This window comes from Cellulomonas sp. HD19AZ1 (genome assembly GCF_004535805.1).
Classification (GTDB): domain Bacteria; phylum Actinomycetota; class Actinomycetes; order Actinomycetales; family Cellulomonadaceae; genus Cellulomonas; species Cellulomonas iranensis.
The window spans coordinates 257,706-278,099 of the sequence record NZ_SPHX01000004.1 but is presented as its reverse complement, the minus strand read 5'-3'; the positions used below and the strand labels follow the sequence as shown (position 1 = coordinate 278,099).

Genomic DNA, 20,394 nt, shown 5'->3' with positions numbered 1-20,394 from the left:
CCCGCCCGGCGCCCGGGTCATCCGAGCAGCTCCGCGGGGGTGCCGCTCGACGTCGGCGCCCAGTAGTCGAGCACGCCGTGCACGATGTACCGCTCGCGCGCGGAGAACATCGGGTGGCAGGTCGTGAGGGTGATGTAGCGCTCGGTGGGCTCGACCCCCGGCTCGTTGGGCACGGGTTCGATCACGCGCACGTCGGCGGGCATGACGACCTCGGAGGAGGTCACGCGGTACACGTACCAGGCGTCCGGGGTCCAGACCACGAGCGGGTCGCCGACCTGGAGCTCCTCGATGCGGTTGAACGGCTTGCCGAACGTGACGCGGTGCCCCGCGAGCGCGAAGTTGCCGACGCCGCCGGGCATCGCGGTGCCCTCGTAGTGCCCGATGCCGAGCACGTCGAGCACGGTGGGACGGTCGGTGCCCTGGCTGATGGGCCGCGCGGGCTCGCCCTCCCAGCGCGGCACGGTCAGCGTGGCGAACGAGACGGCGTGCTCCGGCTCGGCGAGCACCGGGGGGTCCTCGGTGCTGGGGTCGGCGACGCCGTCGTCCTGCGAGGTCGCCGGCGTGGGCGCCACGTACCCGAGGTCGCGCACGATCTGCGCCTGCGCGGCGTCACCCTCGACGTCCGTCCACCACAGCTGCCACACGAGGAAGCCGAGGAGCAGCACGCCGACGGTGATGAGCAGCTCGCCGAGCACGCCGATCACGCCGTACACGACGCCGCCACCGCGACGCGCGCGCGGCGGCCGGGCGTGCGCCGCGGGTCGGCCGGGCGTCGTCGCGGCCGTCATCGGGCACCGTCCTCGGGCGTGCGCGCGGCACGGGCCGTCGCGGGCGGCGTCGTGTCGTCCCCGGGCAGGACGTCGACGTCGTCGGGGACCTGCGCCCAGTTCAGCTCCGTCGCACCGGAGTAGGCGGGCAGCTCGAGGCGGTCCTTGCTCTCGACGTGCCAGCCGAGCCCGAGCTCGCCGGACTGCCGGACGTAGGTGCGGACGGCGGGGTCGTCCTCGAGCGCGGCGCGCAGCCGGTCGGGATCGCCCACGGCGGTGACGACGAACGGCGGCGAGTACATGCGCCCGTGCAGCCGCAGGACGTTGCCCTGGCACTGCACGCCCGTCGTCGCCACCACACGCTGGTCCATGAGGCCCATGGCCTCGGCGCCGCCGGCCCACAGCGCGTTCATGACGGTCTGGATGTCCTCCTGGTGCACCACCAGCAGGTCGGCCCGGACGTCGTCCCGGCGCGTGTCGGCCGGTGCGTCGTCGAGCTGGATCACGAGACCACGGCCCGTCACGGGCGCGGAACCGCCCTCGACCAGCTGCGCCGGGAGCGGCTGGGCCCCGGGGCGCCCCGCGAGCGCGTCCTGCTCGGCCGTGAGCGACTGCACCTGGGCGCGGAGCGTGTCGACCTCGACCGACAGCCGCTCGACGTTCGCGGCCTGCTGCTGCGTGAGCTCGGCGAGGTTCTGCGGGTGGCGCCCGTCGCCCGCGTCGGCGGCGCGCGCGTTGACGGTGAAGAGCAGCCCGGAGAGGCCGAGGACGAGGCCGACGGCGACGGCGCCGCGACGCATCCCGGCGACGCGGGCGCGTGGCGGGGCCGCGATCGTGCGCGCGGTGTCCTGCGCGTCGCTGTGCGCGTCGTGCGTCACGCCCGGCTCCCTCCGCCGTACCCCGCGCACGGGCGGCGGGGCGACGGCACTACGCTAGGTCACGTTCGGCGCCATGCCGACACCGGTCCGCAGGTCGACGACGTCCCGGCACCCGGCCGTCGTCGGGCGCCGACCGTGCCCGTGGCGTCGACGCGCCGCCTGCTCACCGCACCGTCGCAGACAGGAGCCACCCCGTGCCCGAGTCGAAGTCGCGCAAGAAGGCGGCGTACACGCCGCCCCCCACGAAGGCGTCGGCCCCCGCGCCGCTGCCCCGGTGGTTCCTGCCGGTCGCGCTGGGCCTCATGATCCTCGGGCTGGTCTGGCTGGTCGTGACGTACCTGTCGCCGGGTGCCGCGTACCCCGTGCCGGGGATCGGCCAGTGGAACCTGGGCATCGGGTTCGCGATCATCATCGTCGGCTTCGGGATGTTCTCCCGCTGGCGCTGACCGCCCCGACGCCCGCAGGGCGTCCCCGCACGTGACGAGGCTGTGCGCACCCCGGTGCGCACAGCCTCGTCCACATCCGCCGCCGTTCGTCATCCCCAGGCGGTGCACAGAGCTGTGGATAACTACACGCGTGTAATTCCACAGCTGTGAGCAACCCTGGGGGCGGTCACAGCCTCGCCCAGATCGGGTACGCCGAGTAGACCGCCAGCGTCGCCCCGAGCAGCACCGCCGCGACGACCGCGGGGGCGGCCCACCCGACCAGCGCGCGCCGCTCGCGCGGGACGTACGCGAAGGCGGCACCGAGCGCCGCGCCCACGACCAGGCCCCCCAGGTGGGCCTGCCACGCGATCCCGGGCAGCACGAAGCCGAGGACCCCGTTGAGCACGAGGATCCCGATGATCGGCCCGGCGTCCCGACCCAGGCGGCGCATGACGACCAGCACGGCGCCGAACAACCCGAACACCGCGCCCGACGCGCCCACCAGGCCCACGTTCCACCCCCCGACGACCGGGGCGAGCACGACGGCGCCGACCGAGCCGCCGACGGCGCTCAGCAGGTAGAGGGTCGCGAAGCGGGCGCGGCCCAGCGCCTGCTCGAGGTAGGGGCCGACCATCCACAGCGCGATCATGTTGAACAGGATGTGGAAGACCTGGCCCTGCGAGTGCAGGAACGCGGCGGTGAGGAAGCGCCACGGCTCGACCTCGCCGATGCTGGGGCTGAACACCCAGCGCATCGTCCAGCCGGGCACCGTCAGCTGCAGCAGGTACGAGACGACGCACAGGCCGATGAACGTCAGCGTGACGACCGGCCGGCCGCCGCGCACGCGACCGCCGAACACCGTGCGGCCCTCGCGCGACGTGCGCGCGGCCTCGGCGACGCAGTCCACGCAGTGCACGCCGACGGCCGCGGGACGCTGGCACTCGGGGCACGCGGGCCGGCCGCAGCGCTGGCACCGCACGTAGGACACGCGGTCGGGGTGGCGGGGGCACACGGGGGCCCCGGCGCCGCCGTCACCGGGGACGGCGGGCGGCCCCGGCACGGGGCCGCCCGGCACGTGGGGACCGCTGATCTCAGTCCTCCACCGTGATCGATGTGATCGTCACGTCCTGCACGGGGCGGTCGCCCGGGCGCGTCGGCGTCGTCGCGATCGCGTCGACGACCTGGCGGCTCGCGTCGTCCGCGACCTTGCCGAAGATCGTGTGCTTGCCGTTGAGCCACGGGGTCGCGGCGACCGAGATGAAGAACTGCGAGCCGTTGGTGCCGCCGACCTTGCCCGTGACGGGGTCGAGGCGCTTGCCCGCGTTCGCCATGGCGAGCAGGTAGGGCTCCGAGAACGTCAGCTCGGGGTGGATCTCGTCGTCGAACTGGTAGCCGGGGCCGCCGCGGCCGCTGCCGAGCGGGTCGCCGCCCTGGATCATGAAGTCGGGGATCACGCGGTGGAAGATCACGCCGTCGTAGAGCGCGTCGGTGCGCGGGGCGCCGGTGGACGGGTCCGTCCACTCGATCGTGCCCTTGGCCAGCCCGACGAAGTTCTCGACGGTGCGCGGCGCGTGGTTCTCGTACAGCTCGACCCGGATGTCACCGGCGGACGTGTGGATGGTCGCGAACATGGGGCCAGTCTGGCACCCGCCGCCGACGCCTCGCCCGGGCGTGCGCCGCACTTCGCCCCCGGCGAACCACCCCGCTGCACCGGGCGCACGCGCGCGGACGGTGGCAGAGTGGGAGGTCACAGCGTCGGGACCAGCCGAGACCAGTCCGGGAGTGGCAGATGACCCATCGTCCGAAGATCGACGTCGACACCGAACGACTCAAGGGGCACGCGGCCGACCTCGGCGCGACGCTCGCCGACGGAGCGAAGGACGCGGCCCACCGGGCGTCCGACGCCGCCGGTCAGGCGAAGGAGTGGACGACCCCGCGCATCGAGGCGTTCGTGGACTGGCTGACGCCGCGCGTCGAGCACCTCTACAAGGAGAGCGTGAAGACCGCCGCGCCCCAGGTCGAGAAGGCCGCCAAGAAGGCGACGCCGGCGATCGACACCGCGCACGACAAGCTCGTCGAGGAGCTGATCCCGAAGCTCGTCGCGGCCGTGAACGACGCCGCGGTGCGCGCGGGGGCTCAGGTCGAGCACGCGGCGGACGTCGCCGCGACGCAGGCCGGCAAGCACTCGAAGAAGGTCGCGAAGGCCGCGAAGAAGGCGGCCAAGGAGGCGGCCAAGGCCGAGAAGGGCCGTTCGGGCGCCAAGGTGTTCTGGACCGTCGCGCTCGTGGCGGGTGCGGGTGCCGCGGCGTTCGCGTGGCTGCGGTCGCGCTCGACGACGGACCCGTGGGCCGAGCCGTGGGAGCCGGCCGACTCGCTCGGCGGCGACTCGCTCAAGGCACGTGCCAACGCGGCCGCGGGCGACCTGCAGGACGCCGTCGGCGACGCGGCGGACGCCGTGGGCGAGGCCGCCGGCTCGGCGGTCGCGAAGGGCCGCGAGGCGAGCCGCAAGGCCGCCGAGGCCGTGTCGCACGCGGCCGAGGAGGTCGGCGAGAAGGCCAAGGAGGCGAAGGACGCCGCGCAGGAGACCGCGCGCAAGGCGACGCGACGCACGGCGCCGAAGACGCCGGACGAGGGCGACACCCCCAGCGCCTGACGTCGCACGCCGTCCCGCGGCCCCGGACCGTCCGTCGGTCCGGGGCCGCGGTGCGTCCGGCCTAAACGGTTCGGTCGTTGACCCTCGCGTCCCTCGTCACGACGATCGCGGTACGCCCCCACCCCCGGTGCGACGACGTCGTCGCACCCCGGTGACGGGGTGTGGGAGCGCTCCACCGGCGCTCCTCCCCCCTCGCGAAGGGACGCCGATGTCTCGCCTCACCTCTTCCCGCCCGCGTCGCGCGCTGTGGGCGGGCGCCGCCGTGGCCGCGGTCGTCGCCGGCACGCTCGTGCCCCTCCAGGCCGCCCAGGCGGCACCCGCGCACAACTACGCCGAGGCGCTGCAGAAGTCGATGTTCTTCTACCAGGCGCAGCGCTCGGGCGACCTGCCCGATGACTTCCCGGTGTCCTGGCGCGGCGACTCGGGCCTCGACGACGGCAAGGACGTCGGCAAGGACCTCACGGGCGGGTGGTACGACGCGGGCGACCACGTGAAGTTCGGGCTGCCGATGGCGTTCTCGGCGACGATGCTCGCCTGGGGCGCCATCGAGAGCCCCGAGGGCTACGCGCAGGCCGGCCAGCTCGACGAGCTGCGCGACAACCTCCGCTGGGTCAACGACTACCTGGTCAAGGCCCACACGGCGCCGAACGAGCTGTACGTCCAGGTCGGCAAGGGCGACGACGACCACAAGTGGTGGGGCCCCGCGGAGGTCATGACGATGCCGCGCCCGGCGTACAAGATCAGCGCGACGTGCCCGGGGTCGGACGCCGCCGGCGAGACGGCCGCCGCCATGGCGTCCGCGTCGATCGTCTTCAAGACGGCCGACCCGGCGTACTCGGCGACGCTCCTGACGCACGCGAAGCAGCTGTACACGTTCGCCGACACCTACCGCGGGAACTACTCGGACTGCGTCACGGACGCGCAGGCGTTCTACAAGTCGTGGTCGGGCTACCAGGACGAGCTGGTGTGGGGCGCCTACTGGTTGTACAAGGCCACGGGTGACGCGATGTACCTCGCGAAGGCCGAGACCGAGTACGACAAGCTCAGCAACCAGAACCAGACGAACCTCAAGTCGTACAAGTGGACGGTCGCGTGGGACGACAAGTCCTACGCCGCGTACGCGCTGCTCGCGATGGAGACGGGCAAGCAGAAGTACGTCGACGACGCGAACCGCTGGCTCGACTACTGGACGTCGGGCTACGACGGCGAGCGGATCACCTACTCCCCCGGCGGTCTGGCCGTGCTCGACTCGTGGGGTGCGCTGCGGTACGCCGCCAACACGTCGTTCGTCGCGCTCGTGTACAGCGACTGGCTCACCGACCCGACGCGCAAGGCGCGGTACCACGACTTCGGCGTGCGGCAGATCGGGTACGCGCTCGGCGACAACCCGCGCAAGTCGTCGTACGTCGTCGGGTTCGGCGCCAACCCGCCGCAGAACCCGCACCACCGCACCGCGCACGGGTCGTGGCAGGACTCCAGCAAGGTGCCGGTCGAGACGCGGCACGTGCTGTACGGCGCGCTCGTCGGCGGCCCCGGGTCCGCGAACGACGCCTACACCGACAGCCGCGACGACTACGTCGCCAACGAGGTCGCGACCGACTACAACGCGGGCTTCACGAGCGCCCTGGCCTACCTCACGGCGCAGTACGGCGGCACGCCGCTCGCCGGCTTCCCGGTCGCCGAGACGCCCGACCAGGACGAGCTGTTCGTCGAGGCCAAACTCAACCAGCCGGCCGGCGGCACGTTCACCGAGGTCAAGGCGATCGTCCGCAACCGCTCGGCGTTCCCCGCCAGGTCCCTGAAGAACGCCACGGTCAGGTACTGGTTCACGCTCGACGCCGGCGTCCCGGCCTCGAGCCTCGCGGTGACCACCAACTACAGCGAGTGCGGCACGACGCCCGCGAAGGTCGTCCCTGCGGGCGGCGCCCTCTACTACGCCGAGCTCAGCTGCGTGGGCCAGGACATCCACCCCGGGGGGCAGTCGCAGCACCGCCGCGAGATCCAGTTCCGTGTCACGGGCGCGGCGGGCTGGGACGCGACGAACGACCCGTCGTTCGTCGGGCTGCCGGCGACGGGCGACCCGGTGAAGACGCGCGCGATCACGCTGTACGACAAGGGCGTGCTGGTGTGGGGCACGGAGCCGGGCGGCCCGACGCCGACACCCACCGCGACGCCGACACCCACCGCGACCCCGACGCCGACGGTGACCCCGACGCCCACCGTCACACCGACACCGACACCCACGCCCACGGCGACGCCGACACCCACGCCGACGTCCGGTCCTGCGACGTGCGCCGTCACCTACGCCGCGAGCTCGTGGAGCACGGGCTTCACGGCCTCGGTCCGCCTGCGGAACACCGGCGCCGCTCCCCTCACCTGGTCGCTGACGTTCGACCTGGCTCCGGGCCAGCAGCTCACGCAGGGCTGGAGCGCGACCTGGTCGCAGACCGGTGCGAAGGTCACCGCGACGGGTGCGGCGTGGAACGCCACGCTCGCACCGGGCGCGTCCGTCGACCTCGGGTTCAACGGTTCGCACACCGGCCAGAACCCCGCACCGACGGCGTTCGCCGTCAACGGCACGGCCTGCACGACAGGCTGACGAGCGGGTCCCGGCCCGGTTCGACCTCGCCGTCGCCGGACCGGGACCGCACCACCCCCGGGGAGCGCGCGGTCCGCGTCCGCCGTCCCCGGGTGCGGCGTCCGGCACGGGGGTGGCCGGACGCCGGACGAGGGCGCCGCCCGGCACGGGCGGCGCCCTCGTCGGCCGCGTCGCGCACGACCCGTGCACGACCCGCGCGCGGCGATTCGCGGTTGACCGGCGACGCCGCGCGCGAGGACGCTGCGGTCATGGTCGACACCCCCGCTCCCCTCACCGACGTCGAGATCTGGCCGCTCACGGGGCTGCGGGTGGTGTCCGACGACCTCGAGCTGCGCGCGCCCGACGACCGCACCATGCTCGACCTCGCGCGCCTGGCGGCGCAGGGCGTGCACCGCGAGGACGAGATGCCGTTCGTCGTGCCGTGGACGCGCGGCACGCCCGTGCAGGTGGCGCGCAGCGTCATGACGTACCAGTGGGGCCTGCGGCAGCGGACGACGCCTGCCGACTGGGCGATCGAGCTCGCGGTGCTGCGCGACGGCGAGCCGCTGGGCCTGCAGGGCATGTACGCGAAGGACTTCCGCATCACGCGGACGGCCGAGACGGGCTCGTGGCTCGGCCTACGGCACCAGCACGGCGGCGTCGGCACGCGCATGCGCCTGCTGATCCTGCACCTGCTGTTCGAGGGCCTCGCCGCCGAGCGCGCCACGAGCTCGGCGTTCGTCGACAACCCGGGGTCGACGGGTGTGAGCCGCAAGATCGGCTACCGCGACAACGGCGTGGTCCGGACGGCCCGCGACGGTGCCGCCGTGGACAGCCGGCAGTTCGCGCTCGACCGCGAGGCGTGGGACGCACGGCCGGACGCCTTGCGTCTCGACGTCCGGATCGAGGGCCTCGACCCCGTCCTCGACCAGCTCGGGCTCGCGCCCTGAAGCCGGGGGTGCCCCGGTCGGGCGACGCCCCACGCTGGGCACTTTGCCGTCGCTCGCCCCACGTGTGGTGATCGCCTCACCTTCGCAAGACGATCCGTCGACCGAAGTCCCTGTGCGCCACGGCCCCGCGGGGGTACCGTCCCCGCATGCAGCTCGCCGACCTCCAGGCCCGGGTGCGGATCGCCCTCACCGCGACGCTCGTCGACGAGTGGACGATGTTCGCGCCGTCCGCCGGCACGAGCCGCCCCACCGAACGCACCGTGTCGTTCCACCTCGGGTGGAACCTGCGCGGCACGATCGAGAAGACCTGGGACGTCGACGCGGACTACGACCGGTCGGGCATGGTCCTCGAGGAGTCCGTGCGCCTCGACGGTCCGACGCACCGCGCACCACACCTGATCGTCCACCACCGTGGCCGGCTGGGACCCGAGCACAACCTGCTGCTCGTGGAGCTCACCGCGGACGCCGCGACCGCCGCGCCCGGCTCGGCCGACCTGGGCGTCGCGCAGGCCATCCAGCGCCGCTTCGGGTACCGCTACGCGGTCGTCCTCGACCTGCGCCTCGACGACGACGCGACGACCGCCGCCGTGCACCCGCACTGGCACTGGTCGACCCTCGACGAGGGCCGCGTCACCGACCAGCCGCAGCCGGTCTACACCGACGACGTCCTCGTCGACGTCCTGACCCGGGCGCGCGCGGGTGCGCACGGCTGACGCCGCGACCGTCGACCTGCTGCTCGCCGGGCCGCGGGGCCGCACGGTGTGCTGGGAGGTCGTGGCCGACGCCGTGCCCGCAGCCCGGGCGGCCGTCCGCGCCGCGGCGGCCGATCCCGCCGGGACGCGCCACGTCGTCGACGCCCTGAGGTCCGCGGGCGACGTCGCGCCGACGCCCGCGGACGTGTCACGCGCTCTCGACCTCGCCGTCGCCGGCGCACGGTACTGGCAGCCGCCGGACGAGCAGGACGCCGTGCTGGCCGACCCCCGCGTCGTGGCGGCGCTCGAGCCCGTCGCCCGCGCTGTGCTCGCTGCACCGTCCACGGGGTGGTGGTCGCAGCCCTGCACGACCGCGGCGCAGGTCCTCACGGCGTACGACGACGCCGCACCTGCCCGCGGCGAGGGCGTGCTCGCCGCGCTCGACGCCTGGCGTGCGCGGGTGGTCGCGGAGGAACGGGAGGCCGGCGGACGTCGCCGGCCGGTGAGCGGGTCGTGGTGGAGCACGCCGGCGTCCGCCGGCCTGACCCGGACGACCCGACGCCTTCCGGACGGCACGGCACCGGGCTTCGACCTCGTCGAGGACGGGGACGGCTGGGACGTGGTGACCGCGTACGCCGTCGACGTCCCGGCCGGCGCGCGCGTCCTCGAGCTCACCGGGCCGGAGGACGTCGCCGCCCTGGTCGCCGACCACCCGCTCGAGGTGACGGCGTCCCGGCAGCGCGACTGGTACGAGACCACGGGGCGCTCGGGCCGGTGGCTCGTGCCGGACCACCGCGCGATCGCCGACGCGTACGACGGCGTGCACGTCACGGTCCTGGCGTGGGCCGCCGCCGCCGGCCGTGCGCTGCCCGTGGGGAAGGAGACCGCGACCGTGCTGGCCGGGTGGGACCCCGACGCGACCTACTGGTACACCGATGACGTCACGATCTGTACGCCGGGGCGACGATGGTGTCGCGACGACGCACGCTGGCGGCGCGACGTCGCGCGGTGACGCGCGTCTCGACCGTCGGACCGCTCCGACCCGGACGATCTCGGTGGGCGCCGGACGCGCTTCCGGGTGCGGGATCGCCCGCGCCCTGTGAGGCTCGTCCTCTCACCATGTCGAGGAGGGGCGTGTGTCGGACGGCGGAGCGGTGTTCGAGGTGCCGGAGGCGGACGCGGGGCTGCCGCTGAGCCGCCCCCCGGAGGGCTTCGCGCCCGTGCGGCGGTGGTCCCTCGAGACGACCGCTCAGCTGCGCAACCTGCGGCACGAGCTCGCCAGCACGATCGCCGACGGGGAGGCGGGCGGCCTGCAGGACCTGGCCGGCACGCCCAAGAAGCTCGTGCTCATCGCGACCGAGCTCGCGGCGAACGCGCTCACGCACGGGCTGCCGCCGACGATCGTGCAGCTCTCGCGGCGTGACGACAGCTGGCTGCTCGACGTCGCCGACCACGACCCCGAGTCGGTCCCCGTGTACGCGGGCGCGCGCATCACGGGCGCGGGCGGGCTCGGGCTGCACCTCGCGCGGCAGCTGTCGCTCGAGGTCGGGTGGTACACCACGGACTCGACCAAGAACATCTGGGCGACGTTCCCCGTCCGCTGACGGCCGGACCACCCGGTCGGTCGGCCGTGACCCGGCGCGGTCGGCGCTGGTCCTTCGTCGCGCCGTCGACCGCGGTCAGCGCTCGTGCGCGTGGCGGGACCGCCAGGAGTCCGTGGCGACCCCGGCCATGACGACGTGGACGACGTCCTCGGCGAGCGACGGCGTGACGGGCAGGTGGCCGAACAGGAGCCGGTAGTAGGCGGTCGCGCCGAGCATGTCGAGCAGGAGGTCGACGTCGGCGTCGGGCACGATGTCGCCGCGCTCGACACCGCGGCGCAGCGCCTCGGCCGTCGAGGCGCGGCGGGGGTGGAAGAGCCGCCCGAAGAACTCGGCCTCGAGCTCGGGGTCGTCCGCGAGGTCGGCGACGAGCGCGGGGAGCACGCGACGCCCGAGGCCGGCGCCGAACGCGGGGCTGAGCGTGCCGATGCCGGCGATCAGGTCGCAGTGCGTGCACCCCGTGTCGGGGGTGGGGGCGGGCCCGATGCGGTCGAGGAGCGTGTCGACCACGAGGTGCTGGCGGGAGCGCCAGCGGCGCCGCACCGCGGGCGTGCTGGTGCCCGCGCGGTGCGCGACCTCGTCGAGGGTGAAGCCGGCGTAGCCGCGCTCCTCGAGGACCTCCAGCGCTGCGGTCTGCACCGCGGCGTCGATCCGCGGGTCGCGCGGCCGCCCTCGCGCGGGCGCGGGCCTGCTGGTGTTCTCCGGCGAGGGCATGGCGTCATCCTAGTATATGTTTCGTTTCGATACGGAACGTAAAAGGAGGACGCAGTGACGGACGTGCAACGGGACCCGGTGACGCCCACCGACGACGAGACCGGCGTGCTGGGCCCGCGATACCGGGCGCTGACCCTCGGCGTGCTGCTGTCGGTCGGCATGGTCGCGTTCGAGTCGCTCGGCGTCGTGACCGTGCTGCCCGTGATCGCCCGCGACCTCGACGGGCTCGGCGCCTACGGGTGGGGGCTGTCCGCGCTCATGCTGGCGAACGTCGTCGGCACCGTCCTCGCCGGCCGCGCCGCCGACCGCCGCGGACCCGCCGGTCCGATGACCCTCGGCATGGTCGTCTTCCTCGCCGGGTGCGTCGTCGCGGGCGTCGCGGGGTCCTGGCCGCTCTTCCTCGTCGGCCGCGTCCTGCAGGGGCTCGGCGTCGGCGCGGTCATGGCCATGGCGTACACCGTGATCGGCCTGGCCTACCCGGAGGCCCTGCGCGCGCGGATGTTCGCGCTGCTGTCCTCGGCGTGGACCGTCCCGTCGCTCGTCGGGCCCTTCGCCGCGGGCCTGCTCGCCGACGGCGTCGGGTGGCGCTGGGTGTTCGGCATGATGCTGCCCGTCGTCGCCGTCGCGGCCGCCCTCACGCTCCCCGCGCTGCGGCGCCTGCCCCACGCGACCGGCGCCGACGCACCGGCACCGGCGGCCGTCCCCTGGTGGCGCGGCCCCCTCGTGAGCTCCGTCCAGCTCACCGTCGGCACGGCGCTGCTGCTGCACGCGCTGCTGCTGCAGGACGTGCGCCTGCTCGTCGTGCTCGCGGTCGTCGGCGTCGTCGCCGCGGTGCCCGCGCTGCGGCGCGTGACGCCTGCCGGCACGCTCGCCGCACGGCGCGGCGTCGCCGCCGGGATCGTCGTCCGCGCGCTGCTCAGCGGCGCCTACTTCGGCAGCGAGGCGTTCCTGCCCCTCGGCCTGCAGGAGCTGCGCGGGCAGAGCGCGACGGCGGCCGGCCTCGGGCTGTCCGCGGGCGCGCTGACCTGGGTCGCGGGGTCGTTCCTGCAGGCGCGCTGGGACGGCGCGCGTCCGACCGCGCGCGGACGCGGCGTCGCCGTCGGGTCGGCGGTCCTGCTCGTCGGCACCGCCGCGATCGCGCTGACGATCCTCACGGACGCCGTTCCCGCGTGGTGCGCCGTGCTCGGGTGGGCGGTCGCAGGCCTCGGCATGGGCGTGGCGTTCAACGCCTCGACGACCGAGACCCTCGGGCAGGCGCCGGCCACGCAGCAGGGGCTCGTCAGCAGCTCGCTGCAGCTCGCGCAGACCCTCGCCACGGCCCTCGTCGCCGGGGTGGGCGGCGCCGCCCTCGCGCACGCCGGCACCTCGGTGCCCGCCCTGCGGACCGCGCTCGTCGCCGTGTTCGTCGCGACCGGGATCCTGGCGACGCTCAGCGTCCTGCTGTCGCGCCGGCTGCGGCCGTGAGCCGCGCGTCGTAGTCCGCGATCTTGCCGTCGATCACGGCCAGCGACCGCGTCAGCGCCGCGATGCGCACCGTCAGGACCTCGCGGTGCGCCCGGAGCAGCGCGAGCCGCTCCGGGACGCCCGCGGGGTCCTGCCCGACCAGCTGCGTGAACGTCGCGATCTCCGCCAGCGGCATCCCGGTGTCCCGCAGGTGCAGCAGCACCTCCAGCAGGTGCAGGTCGTGCTCGGAGTACCGCCGCCGCCCGCCGGCGTCCCGCTCCGCCTGCGGAAGCACGCCCGCACGCTCGTAGTAGCGCAGCGCGTCGACGCTCAGGCCCAGCCGCCGCGCGACCTCACCGATCGGGTAGCCGTCGCTCACGGGCCCACCGTACGTGCCGCGCCGAGCGCCGCCACCACCTCCGCGGGCAGACCCGCGCTCACGGCGTGCACCGCGGACGCGAGCTGCTCCGGGCTCGACACACCCACGACCGGCAGCACCGGCCGGGGGAGCGACGTCATCCACGCGAGCACCACCTGCCCCGCGTCCAGGCCCGTGACGGCCGCCGCGTCGGCCAGCGCCGCGAGCTGCGTCGCGGTGCCCCCGTGCCGGTAGGGCTCCGGCAGCTCCTTGTCAGGTCGCGTGTACGCGCCGTGGAGCAGCGGCGAGTAGCCGATCAGCGTGAGGTCCGCGTCGTCGGCGACACCCCTGACGGCGTCGTCGAGCACGACCTGCGGCAGCAGGTCCACGCCCGGCACCGTCGTGAGGTACGTGAAGCGCTGCTGGAGCACCGCGTAGGCCGGGCCGTCACCCGCCGCCGCCAGCGCCGCCGCGAGCCGCGGGGCCGTCAGGTTCGAGCAGCCGATGACGCGGGCCGTCCCGCGTCGCACCTCGGCCTGCAACGCCCCCACCGTCTCCTCGAGCGGCACCGAGGTGTCGTCGACGTGCGCGTAGAGCACGTCCAGACGGTCGGTGCGCAGCCGCGCCAGGCTCGCGTCGACCTGCGCGCGCACGGCCGCAGCCCCCAGCCCCAGCGCGTCCGCGAAGCTCCGGCCGCCCGGGCGCGGGCGAGCGCCGATCTTCGAGGCGAGCGTCACGCGGTCGCGGGCACCCCGCCGGGCGGCGAACCACCCGCCCAGGGTGCTCTCGGACTCGTCACCCGTGGCTCCGTCGACCCAGAAGGCGTAGTTGTTCGCGGTGTCGAGGAACGTCGCACCCGCGTCCAGCGCCGCGTCGAGGATCCGGTGCGAGGTGGGGGTGTCGAGGGTGGTGCCGAAGGGCAGCGTGCCCACCGCGAGCGGGGGCACCGCCGGCCCCTGCCGTCCGAGCGTGATCGTCTCCATGCCCGGCACCCTGCTGCCTGGAGCGCACTCCAGGTCAAGTCGGCCCGACGACCGCGCACGCCCCGGAACGACGCGAGACGCCCCGCCGTCGGGCGGAGCGTCTCGCGTGGACGTACGTGGAGCCAAGGGGACTCGAACCCCTAACCCCCTGCTTGCAAAGCAGGTGCGCTACCAATTGCGCCATGGCCCCCGGTCGAGCCGACCGGTCACTCGAAGGTGTCGGTGACCTCGGCCCACAGGTCGCGCTCGTCGCGGTCCTGCGCGTACTTCTGCCAGGCGACGTAGCCGACGGCCGCAACCGCGGCCAGGAGCAGGAGCTTCTTCATCGGGTCCCCCGTCTCGGGTGCTTCCGGTCGGTCCGCGGGGCGCGCGGCATGCGGTGCAGGGTGGGCCTAACAGGACTTGAACCTGTGACCTCTTCCTTATCAGGGAAGCGCTCTAACCGTCTGAGCTATAGGCCCGTCACGCCACCCGTCGACGTCGTTCCCGCGAGGGAAACGCACCGGTGGGGGCGACGGTCGAGACTACCCCAGGCGGGCCGCCGCGCCCAAACCGGCGGCCGGGAGCCGATCGGCCCGTCGGGGGAGTGGACGGATCACTCGTCCGTCATGGTCACGTGCACGCCGCCGACCAGCGCCGCCACGATGTTGTAGAGGAACGCACCGATCGTCGCGAGCGCCGTCAGCAGGAAGACGTCGATGACGGCCACGAGGGTCGCCGCCGACACCGTCTTCTCGAACGACACGTAGTCCATGATCGTCAGGTCCGTGCCGCTGCCGACGACCTGCTTCACCAGGTCGTCGATCGTCGCGAACACGTGCAGCCCGTCGAGCGTGAACCACACCACGACCGCCGCGACGACGATCATGATGCCGACCGCGACCGACAGCAGGAACGCGAGCTTCATGACCGACCACGGGTCGACACGCGAGACCGCGAGGCGCACGCGGCGCGGGCCGCCACCCCCCACCGACGGGACGCGTCCCGTCGCCGGACGGGCGGTGGCCCCGGTGACGGGCGCGGTGGACCGCGGCGCGGGGCGCTCAGCGGTCGACGGACCCGCCTTCGACGGTGTCGTGGTCATGTCGGCATCCTCGGTGCGGGGTCGGGTCAGCTGAGCGTACGCCCTGGAGAGCCCGGAACCCGTGGCTCCGGCGGCCTTCTTGAACCACACGGTCGTCGCGTCGACCGCCGTCACCAGGGGAGAGGGCTGGTCGGCACCGGCTCCGGCCTCGCCGTCCGTCCGCGGTGCGGGCACCTCGGGCGCGGTCGGGACGTCCCTCTCGGCCGGCGCCTCGGGGGCCTTCGCGGACGACGTGGTGCGGGCGACCTTCTCGGACGACGCGCCCGTGGCCTTCTCCGACGCCGGGGCGGGGGCCTTCGTGCCCGTGGACCGCTCGGCGGGCTTCGCCGCGGCCCCGCCCGACGCGGTGCCGGCGGACGTCCGCCCGGCGGTCGACGTGGCGCCGCCCTCACCCTTCTCCTGCTGCGCGGACCGGGCCCCGCCCGACGCCGAGGGGCGGCCGCCACCGGCGGTCACGGGCGTCGTGGGCCGCTTGCGCGGCGGGATCGAGGGGGGCGTGTCGCTCATGCGTCCTCCGAGGGCCGGTCACCGCTGTCGGGCACCGACCCCTCCGGGTCCGGTACGTCGGATGTGTCGGTGTCGCTGACGTTCTCGTCCACGGTACCGCCATCGTCCGCGAGGTGACGCTCGGTGTTCCGGGCCACCGCGATGATGCGGTCGCCGGCGTCCGGCTTGGCGAAGATCACGCCCTGGGTGTTGCGTCCCGTGGCGTTGACCTCGGAGGTCGAGGACCGCACGATCTTGCCGCGCTCCATGATGACGAGCACCTCGTCGTCGGCGTCCGTCACCAGGGCGCCCACGAGCTCGCCGTTCGCCTCGGGCAGGTTCGCGACCTTGATGCCGAGACCGCCACGGCCCTGCTGGCGGTAGTTCTCGACCGTCAGCGCGGTGCGCTTGGCGATGCCGCCCTCGGTGACGGTGAACAGGAACGCGTCCTCACGCACGACGTCCATCGCGAGCAGGTCGTCGTCGCCGCGGAACTTCATGCCCGTGACGCCGCTCGTCGCACGACCCATGGGCCGCAGCGCCTCGTCGGACGCCGTGAAGCGCACCGACTGGCCGAGCCGCGACACCAGGATGACGTCCTGGTCGGAGTCGACCAGCCGCGCCGAGACCAGCTCGTCGGCCCGGCCCTCGTCGTCCTCGCGCAGGTTGATCGCGATGACGCCGCCCGTGCGGTTCGAGTCGTACTCCGTCAGGCGCGTCTTCTTCACCAGCCCACGGCGCGTCGCGAGCACCAGGTGCTCGGCCTGCTCGTAGTCGCGCAGGTCCAGGACCTGCGCGATCTTCTCGCCCGGCTGGAACGCCAGCAGGTTCGCGACGTGCTGACCCTTGGCGTCGCGGCCGCCCTCGGGCAGCTCGTACGCCTTCGCGCGGTACACGCGGCCCAGGTTCGTGAAGAACAGCAGCCAGTGGTGCGTCGTCGTGACGAAGAAGTGGTCGACGATGTCGTCCTCGCGCAGCTGCGCGCCGCGCACCCCCTTGCCGCCGCGACGCTGCGCACGGTACGCGTCGACACGCGTGCGCTTGGCGTAGCCGCCGCGCGTGATCGTGACGACCACGTCCTCCTCGGCGATGAGGTCCTCGATCGAGACCTCGCCGTCGAACGGCAGGATGTGCGTGCGCCGCTCGTCGCCGTACTTGTCGACGATCGTCGCGAGCTCCTCCGACACGATCGTGCGCTGCCGCTCGGGCGAGCCGAGGATCTCGTTGAGCTCGGTGATGATCGCCTGCAGCTTGGCGTGCTCCTCGAGGATCTCCTGGCGCTGCAGCGCGGCCAGGCGGCGCAGCTGCAGGTTGAGGATCGCCTGCGCCTGCTCCTCGTCGATGCCGAGGAGCTCCATGAGGCCCGTGCGCGCGACCTCGGCGTCGGGGGAGCGGCGGATCAGCGCGATGACCTCGTCGAGCGCGTCGAGCGCCTTGAGGTACCCGCGGTAGATGTGGATGCGCGCCTCGGCCTGCGCCAGGCGGTACCGCGTGCGGCGCTGGATGACGTCGATCTGGTGCGACGTCCAGTGCCGCACGAACGCGTCGAGGCTCAGCGTGCGCGGCACGCCGTCGACCAGCGCGAGCATGTTCGCGCCGAACGTGTCCTGCAGCTGGGTGTGCTTGTACAGGTTGTTGAGCACGACCTTCGCGACCGCGTCGCGCTTGAGCACGATCACCAGGCGCTGGCCGGTACGGCCCGACGTCTCGTCGCGGATGTCGGCGATGCCCTGCACACGGCCCTCGCGGACCAGGTCCGCGATCTTCTTCGCGAGCGTGTCCGGGTTCACCTGGTACGGCAGCTCGGTGACCACGAGGCACTGCCGGCCCTGGATCTCCTCGACCTCGACGACCGCGCGCATCGTGATCGAGCCGCGGCCCGTGCGGTACGCGTCCTCGATGCCGCGCCGGCCCAGGATCGTCGCGGCGGTCGGGAAGTCGGGGCCCTTGATGCGCTGCATGAGCGCCTCGAGCAGCTCCTCCTTGGTGGCCTCCGGGTTCTCCAGGTGCCACTGCACGCCCGCCGCGACCTCGCGCAGGTTGTGCGGCGGGATGTTCGTGGCCATGCCGACGGCGATGCCGGCGGAGCCGTTGACCAGCAGGTTCGGGAACCGCGACGGCAGGACCGTGGGCTCCTGCGTGTGCCCGTCGTAGTTGTCCTGGAAGTCGACCGCGTCCTCGTCGATGTCGCGGACCATCTCCATGGCCAGCGGCGCCATCTTGCACTCGGTGTACCGCGGCGCAGCGGCCGGGTCGTCGCCCGGGGAGCCGAAGTTGCCCTGGCCCGCGACCAGCGGGTACCGCATCGACCAGTCCTGCACGAGGCGGACCAGCGCGTCGTAGATCGCCGTGTCGCCGTGCGGGTGGTACTTGCCCATGACGTCGCCGACCACGCGGCTGCACTTCGAGAACTGCCGGTCGGGCCGGTAGCCGCCGTCGTACATCGCGTACAGCACGCGGCGGTGCACGGGCTTGAGGCCGTCACGCACGTCCGGCAGCGCACGGCCGACGATGACGGCCATCGCGTAGTCCAGGTACGAGCGCTGCATCTCGAGCTGCAGGTCGACCTGCTCGATGCGGCCGTGCTCGATGTCGCCGGGGGTCTCGGTCACGTGCGGGTCACTCCAGTCGTCGGCGCGAGGTCAGGGGCGGGCGGGCCGGGGTCACCGGCGCGCGCGTCAGATGTCGAGGAAGCGGACGTCCTTGGCGTTGCGCTGGATGAACGAGCGTCGCGCCTCGACGTCCTCGCCCATGAGCACCGAGAAGATCTCGTCCGCGGCCGCGGCCTCGTCGAGCGTCACCTGCAGCAGCGTGCGGTGCTCGGGCGACATGGTGGTCTCCCAGAGCTCCGAGTAGTCCATCTCGCCGAGACCCTTGTACCGCTGGATCGCGTTCTCCTTGGGCAGCCGCTTGCCGTTCGCGCGGCCCTCGGTGACGAACGCGTCCCGCTCGCGGTCCGAGTAGACGTAGTCGTGGTCCGCGTTGGTCCACTTGATGCGGTACAGCGGCGGCTGCGCCATGTACACGTGCCCGGCCGTGATGAGCTCGGGCATGTACCGGAACAGCAGCGTGAGCAGCAGCGTGCGGATGTGCTGGCCGTCGACGTCGGCGTCGGCCATGAGCACGATCTTGTGGTACCGCAGCTTCGAGACGTCGAAGTCCTCGCCGATGCCGGTGCCGAACGCCGTGATGAGCGCCTGCACCTCCTGGTTGCTCAGCGCCTTGTCGAGGCGCGCACGCTCGACGTTGAGGATCTTCCCGCGGATCGGCATGATCGCCTGCGTCCGCGGGTTGCGGCCGCGCACCGCCGAGCCGCCGGCCGAGTCGCCCTCGACGATGAAGACCTCGCACTCCTCCGGCCGGTTGGACTGGCAGTCCTTGAGCTTGCCGGGCATCGAGTGCGAGTCGAGCAGGCCCTTGCGGCGCGTCGCCTCGCGGGCCTTGCGGGCCGCGAGCCGCGCCGCCGCCGCCTGGATCGACTTGCGGATGACGTCCTTCGCCTCCGACGGGTGCGCGTCGAGCCACGCGCCGAGCTGGTCGTTGACGACCGACTGCACGAACCGCTTGGCCTCGGTGTTGCCGAGCTTCGTCTTGGTCTGGCCCTCGAACTGCGGCTCGCCGAGCTTGACGGAGATGACGGCGGTGAGCCCCTCGCGGATGTCGTCGCCCGTGAGGTTCTCCTCCTTCTCCTTGAGGATGTTCTTCTCGCGCGCGTAGCGGTTGATGAGCGACGTCATCGCCGCGCGGAAGCCCTCCTCGTGCGTGCCGCCCTCGGTCGTCGAGATCGTGTTGGCGTACGTGTGCACCGACTCGGAGTACGCGGTGGTCCACTGCAGCGCGATCTCCACCGAGATCTTGCGGACCGTGTCCTCGGCCTCGAAGTCGATGACGTCCGGGTGGACGACCTCGACCTTCTTGGCCGAGTTGAGGTGCTTGACGTAGTCGACCAGGCCGCCGTCGTAGCGGTAGGACACCGTGCGCGGCGCGGCACCCTCGCCGGCCGGCGAGCTCTCGCCGGCGATCTCGTCGTCGGTGTCGGTGTGCTGGGGACGCTCGTCGACGAGCGTGATGCGCAGGCCCTTGTTGAGGAACGCCATCTGCTGGAAGCGCGCGCGCAGCGTCTCGAAGTCGTAGTCGACGGTCTCGAAGATCGACGGGTCGGCCCAGAACGTCTGCGACGTGCCGGTCTCGTCGGTCGCGGCGCCGCGCTGGAGCTCACCCACCGGCTTGCCGCCGTCGGCGAAGTCCATGGTCCACGTCGCACCGTCGCGCTTGACGACCGTGCGCACGCGCGTCGACAGCGCGTTGACGACCGAGATGCCGACGCCGTGCAGCCCGCCGGACACGGCGTACCCGCTGCCGCCGAACTTGCCACCCGCGTGCAGGATCGTCATGACGACCTCGACCGTGGGACGCCCCTCGGTCGGGTGGATCGCGACCGGGATGCCACGGCCGTTGTCGGTGACGCGCACGCCGCCGTCGGCGAGCAGCGTCACCTCGATCGTGTCGCAGTAGCCGGCCAGGGCCTCGTCGACCGAGTTGTCGACGACCTCGTACACGAGGTGGTGCAGACCGCGCGCACCGGTCGAGCCGATGTACATGCCGGGGCGCTTGCGGACGGCCTCGAGGCCCTCGAGGACGGTGATCGCGCTGGCGTCGTAGTCGCCGCCGCTCGGGCGCGCGGGCGCGGGGGTGCTGCCCTGCCCCTCGTCGTTCGTGTCCTGCGGGTCGAGAGGGGTGCTCTGGTCGGCCACGGGCAGCGGTTCTCCTCGAGAGCTCGGT

General features: G+C 73.4%; 19 protein-coding genes and 2 tRNA genes. 8 read left to right on the top strand and 13 right to left on the bottom strand.

Features of this window, described 5'->3' with window-relative positions; genetic code table 11:
- Positions 1-17: 17 nt before the first annotated feature.
- Positions 18-788 (bottom strand): class E sortase, encoded by a 771-nt coding sequence (locus E4A51_RS09940; protein ID WP_070320077.1) that lies wholly within the window; start codon positions 786-788, stop codon positions 18-20.
- On the bottom strand, positions 785-1,645 hold the full coding sequence (locus tag E4A51_RS09935; RefSeq protein ID WP_233421154.1) for a DUF881 domain-containing protein: 861 nt from the start codon (positions 1,643-1,645) through the stop codon (positions 785-787). The genes E4A51_RS09940 and E4A51_RS09935 overlap by 4 nt, the downstream gene beginning before the upstream one ends.
- A 194-nt stretch (positions 1,646-1,839) precedes the next feature.
- Between E4A51_RS09935 and E4A51_RS09930 the strand changes: the two genes are divergently transcribed.
- Entirely contained in the window at positions 1,840-2,091 is a 252-nt protein-coding gene (locus E4A51_RS09930) for a cell division protein CrgA (RefSeq protein WP_046529694.1), read from the top strand.
- Between the two features lie 166 nt (positions 2,092-2,257).
- Here the strand turns inward: E4A51_RS09930 and E4A51_RS09925 are convergent, their stop codons facing one another.
- Positions 2,258-3,130, bottom strand: a complete 873-nt coding sequence (locus E4A51_RS09925) for a rhomboid family intramembrane serine protease (RefSeq protein ID WP_046530972.1) — start codon at positions 3,128-3,130, stop codon at positions 2,258-2,260.
- A gap of 31 nt (positions 3,131-3,161) precedes the next feature.
- The gene (locus E4A51_RS09920; RefSeq protein ID WP_070320076.1) at positions 3,162-3,701 is read right to left on the bottom strand and encodes a peptidylprolyl isomerase; all 540 of its coding nucleotides are present in this window, start codon (positions 3,699-3,701) and stop codon (positions 3,162-3,164) included.
- Between the two features lie 158 nt (positions 3,702-3,859).
- On the opposite strand from E4A51_RS09920, the gene E4A51_RS18345 reads away from it, so the two are divergent.
- From E4A51_RS18345 to E4A51_RS09890, 6 genes are all read left to right on the top strand, one after another.
- Complete coding sequence (locus E4A51_RS18345) at positions 3,860-4,723, top strand: hypothetical protein (RefSeq protein ID WP_046529692.1); 864 nt, start codon at positions 3,860-3,862, stop codon at positions 4,721-4,723.
- Between the two features lie 208 nt (positions 4,724-4,931).
- The gene (locus E4A51_RS09910) at positions 4,932-7,322 is read left to right on the top strand and encodes a glycoside hydrolase family 9 protein (protein WP_134851629.1); all 2,391 of its coding nucleotides are present in this window, start codon (positions 4,932-4,934) and stop codon (positions 7,320-7,322) included.
- A 248-nt stretch (positions 7,323-7,570) separates the two neighbouring features.
- Positions 7,571-8,251, top strand: coding sequence for a GNAT family N-acetyltransferase (locus E4A51_RS09905; protein ID WP_134851628.1), 681 nt, complete (start codon positions 7,571-7,573; stop codon positions 8,249-8,251).
- 146 nt (positions 8,252-8,397) lie between these two features.
- Positions 8,398-8,964, top strand: a complete 567-nt coding sequence (locus E4A51_RS09900; RefSeq protein WP_070320073.1) for a hypothetical protein — start codon at positions 8,398-8,400, stop codon at positions 8,962-8,964.
- The gene (locus E4A51_RS09895; RefSeq protein ID WP_134851627.1) at positions 8,951-9,955 is read left to right on the top strand and encodes a hypothetical protein; all 1,005 of its coding nucleotides are present in this window, start codon (positions 8,951-8,953) and stop codon (positions 9,953-9,955) included. The genes E4A51_RS09900 and E4A51_RS09895 overlap by 14 nt, the downstream gene beginning before the upstream one ends.
- A 124-nt stretch (positions 9,956-10,079) precedes the next feature.
- Positions 10,080-10,547, top strand: coding sequence for an ATP-binding protein (locus tag E4A51_RS09890; protein WP_206120021.1), 468 nt, complete (start codon positions 10,080-10,082; stop codon positions 10,545-10,547).
- Between the two features lie 75 nt (positions 10,548-10,622).
- Here E4A51_RS09890 and E4A51_RS09885 read toward each other — a convergent pair whose 3' ends face one another.
- Positions 10,623-11,258: a TetR/AcrR family transcriptional regulator gene (locus E4A51_RS09885; RefSeq protein ID WP_134851626.1), complete on the bottom strand. Its 636-nt coding sequence runs from the start codon at positions 11,256-11,258 to the stop codon at positions 10,623-10,625.
- A gap of 54 nt (positions 11,259-11,312) precedes the next feature.
- Here E4A51_RS09885 and E4A51_RS09880 point away from each other — a divergent pair, with 54 nt between their 5' ends.
- Entirely contained in the window at positions 11,313-12,722 is a 1,410-nt protein-coding gene (locus E4A51_RS09880) for an MFS transporter (protein WP_206120019.1), read from the top strand.
- On the opposite strand, the gene E4A51_RS09875 is transcribed toward E4A51_RS09880, so the two are convergent.
- The 8 genes from E4A51_RS09875 to gyrB form a co-directional block, all read right to left on the bottom strand.
- Positions 12,688-13,080: a MerR family transcriptional regulator gene (locus E4A51_RS09875; RefSeq protein ID WP_070320070.1), complete on the bottom strand. Its 393-nt coding sequence runs from the start codon at positions 13,078-13,080 to the stop codon at positions 12,688-12,690. The two genes, E4A51_RS09880 and E4A51_RS09875, sit on opposite strands and share 35 nt — an antisense overlap.
- Positions 13,077-14,042, bottom strand: coding sequence for an aldo/keto reductase (locus tag E4A51_RS09870; protein WP_134851625.1), 966 nt, complete (start codon positions 14,040-14,042; stop codon positions 13,077-13,079). Before E4A51_RS09870 ends, E4A51_RS09875 begins: the two co-directional genes overlap by 4 nt.
- A 117-nt stretch (positions 14,043-14,159) precedes the next feature.
- A tRNA-Ala gene (locus tag E4A51_RS09865) sits at positions 14,160-14,232 on the bottom strand.
- A gap of 16 nt (positions 14,233-14,248) precedes the next feature.
- Positions 14,249-14,368 (bottom strand): DLW-39 family protein, encoded by a 120-nt coding sequence (locus E4A51_RS18710; RefSeq protein WP_213319957.1) that lies wholly within the window; start codon positions 14,366-14,368, stop codon positions 14,249-14,251.
- Between the two features lie 61 nt (positions 14,369-14,429).
- A tRNA-Ile gene (locus E4A51_RS09860) sits at positions 14,430-14,503 on the bottom strand.
- 134 nt (positions 14,504-14,637) lie between these two features.
- Positions 14,638-15,633, bottom strand: coding sequence for a DUF3566 domain-containing protein (locus tag E4A51_RS09855; protein ID WP_046529686.1), 996 nt, complete (start codon positions 15,631-15,633; stop codon positions 14,638-14,640).
- Positions 15,630-18,224 (bottom strand): DNA gyrase subunit A, encoded by a 2,595-nt coding sequence (gene gyrA / locus E4A51_RS09850; protein WP_070320068.1) that lies wholly within the window; start codon positions 18,222-18,224, stop codon positions 15,630-15,632. Before gyrA ends, E4A51_RS09855 begins: the two co-directional genes overlap by 4 nt.
- A gap of 66 nt (positions 18,225-18,290) precedes the next feature.
- Positions 18,291-20,366, bottom strand: coding sequence for a DNA topoisomerase (ATP-hydrolyzing) subunit B (gene gyrB, locus E4A51_RS09845; RefSeq protein ID WP_046529684.1), 2,076 nt, complete (start codon positions 20,364-20,366; stop codon positions 18,291-18,293).
- Between the last annotated feature and the right edge of the window lie 28 nt (positions 20,367-20,394).

Bases quoted from the DNA above. Each gene is read 5' to 3' on its own strand.
- E4A51_RS09885 (WP_134851626.1), bottom strand. From the start codon at position 11,258: ATGCCCTCGCCGGAGAACACCAGCAGGCCCGCGCCCGCGCGAGGGCGG.
- E4A51_RS18710 (WP_213319957.1), bottom strand. From the start codon at position 14,368: ATGAAGAAGCTCCTGCTCCTGGCCGCGGTTGCGGCCGTCGGCTACGTC.
- E4A51_RS09920 (WP_070320076.1), bottom strand. From the start codon at position 3,701: ATGTTCGCGACCATCCACACGTCCGCCGGTGACATCCGGGTCGAGCTG.
- E4A51_RS09870 (WP_134851625.1), bottom strand. From the start codon at position 14,042: ATGGAGACGATCACGCTCGGACGGCAGGGGCCGGCGGTGCCCCCGCTC.
- E4A51_RS09910 (WP_134851629.1), top strand. From the start codon at position 4,932: ATGTCTCGCCTCACCTCTTCCCGCCCGCGTCGCGCGCTGTGGGCGGGC.
- E4A51_RS09905 (WP_134851628.1), top strand. From the start codon at position 7,571: ATGGTCGACACCCCCGCTCCCCTCACCGACGTCGAGATCTGGCCGCTC.
- E4A51_RS18345 (WP_046529692.1), top strand. From the start codon at position 3,860: ATGACCCATCGTCCGAAGATCGACGTCGACACCGAACGACTCAAGGGG.
- E4A51_RS09855 (WP_046529686.1), bottom strand. From the start codon at position 15,633: ATGAGCGACACGCCCCCCTCGATCCCGCCGCGCAAGCGGCCCACGACG.
- E4A51_RS09940 (WP_070320077.1), bottom strand. From the start codon at position 788: ATGACGGCCGCGACGACGCCCGGCCGACCCGCGGCGCACGCCCGGCCG.
- E4A51_RS09900 (WP_070320073.1), top strand. From the start codon at position 8,398: ATGCAGCTCGCCGACCTCCAGGCCCGGGTGCGGATCGCCCTCACCGCG.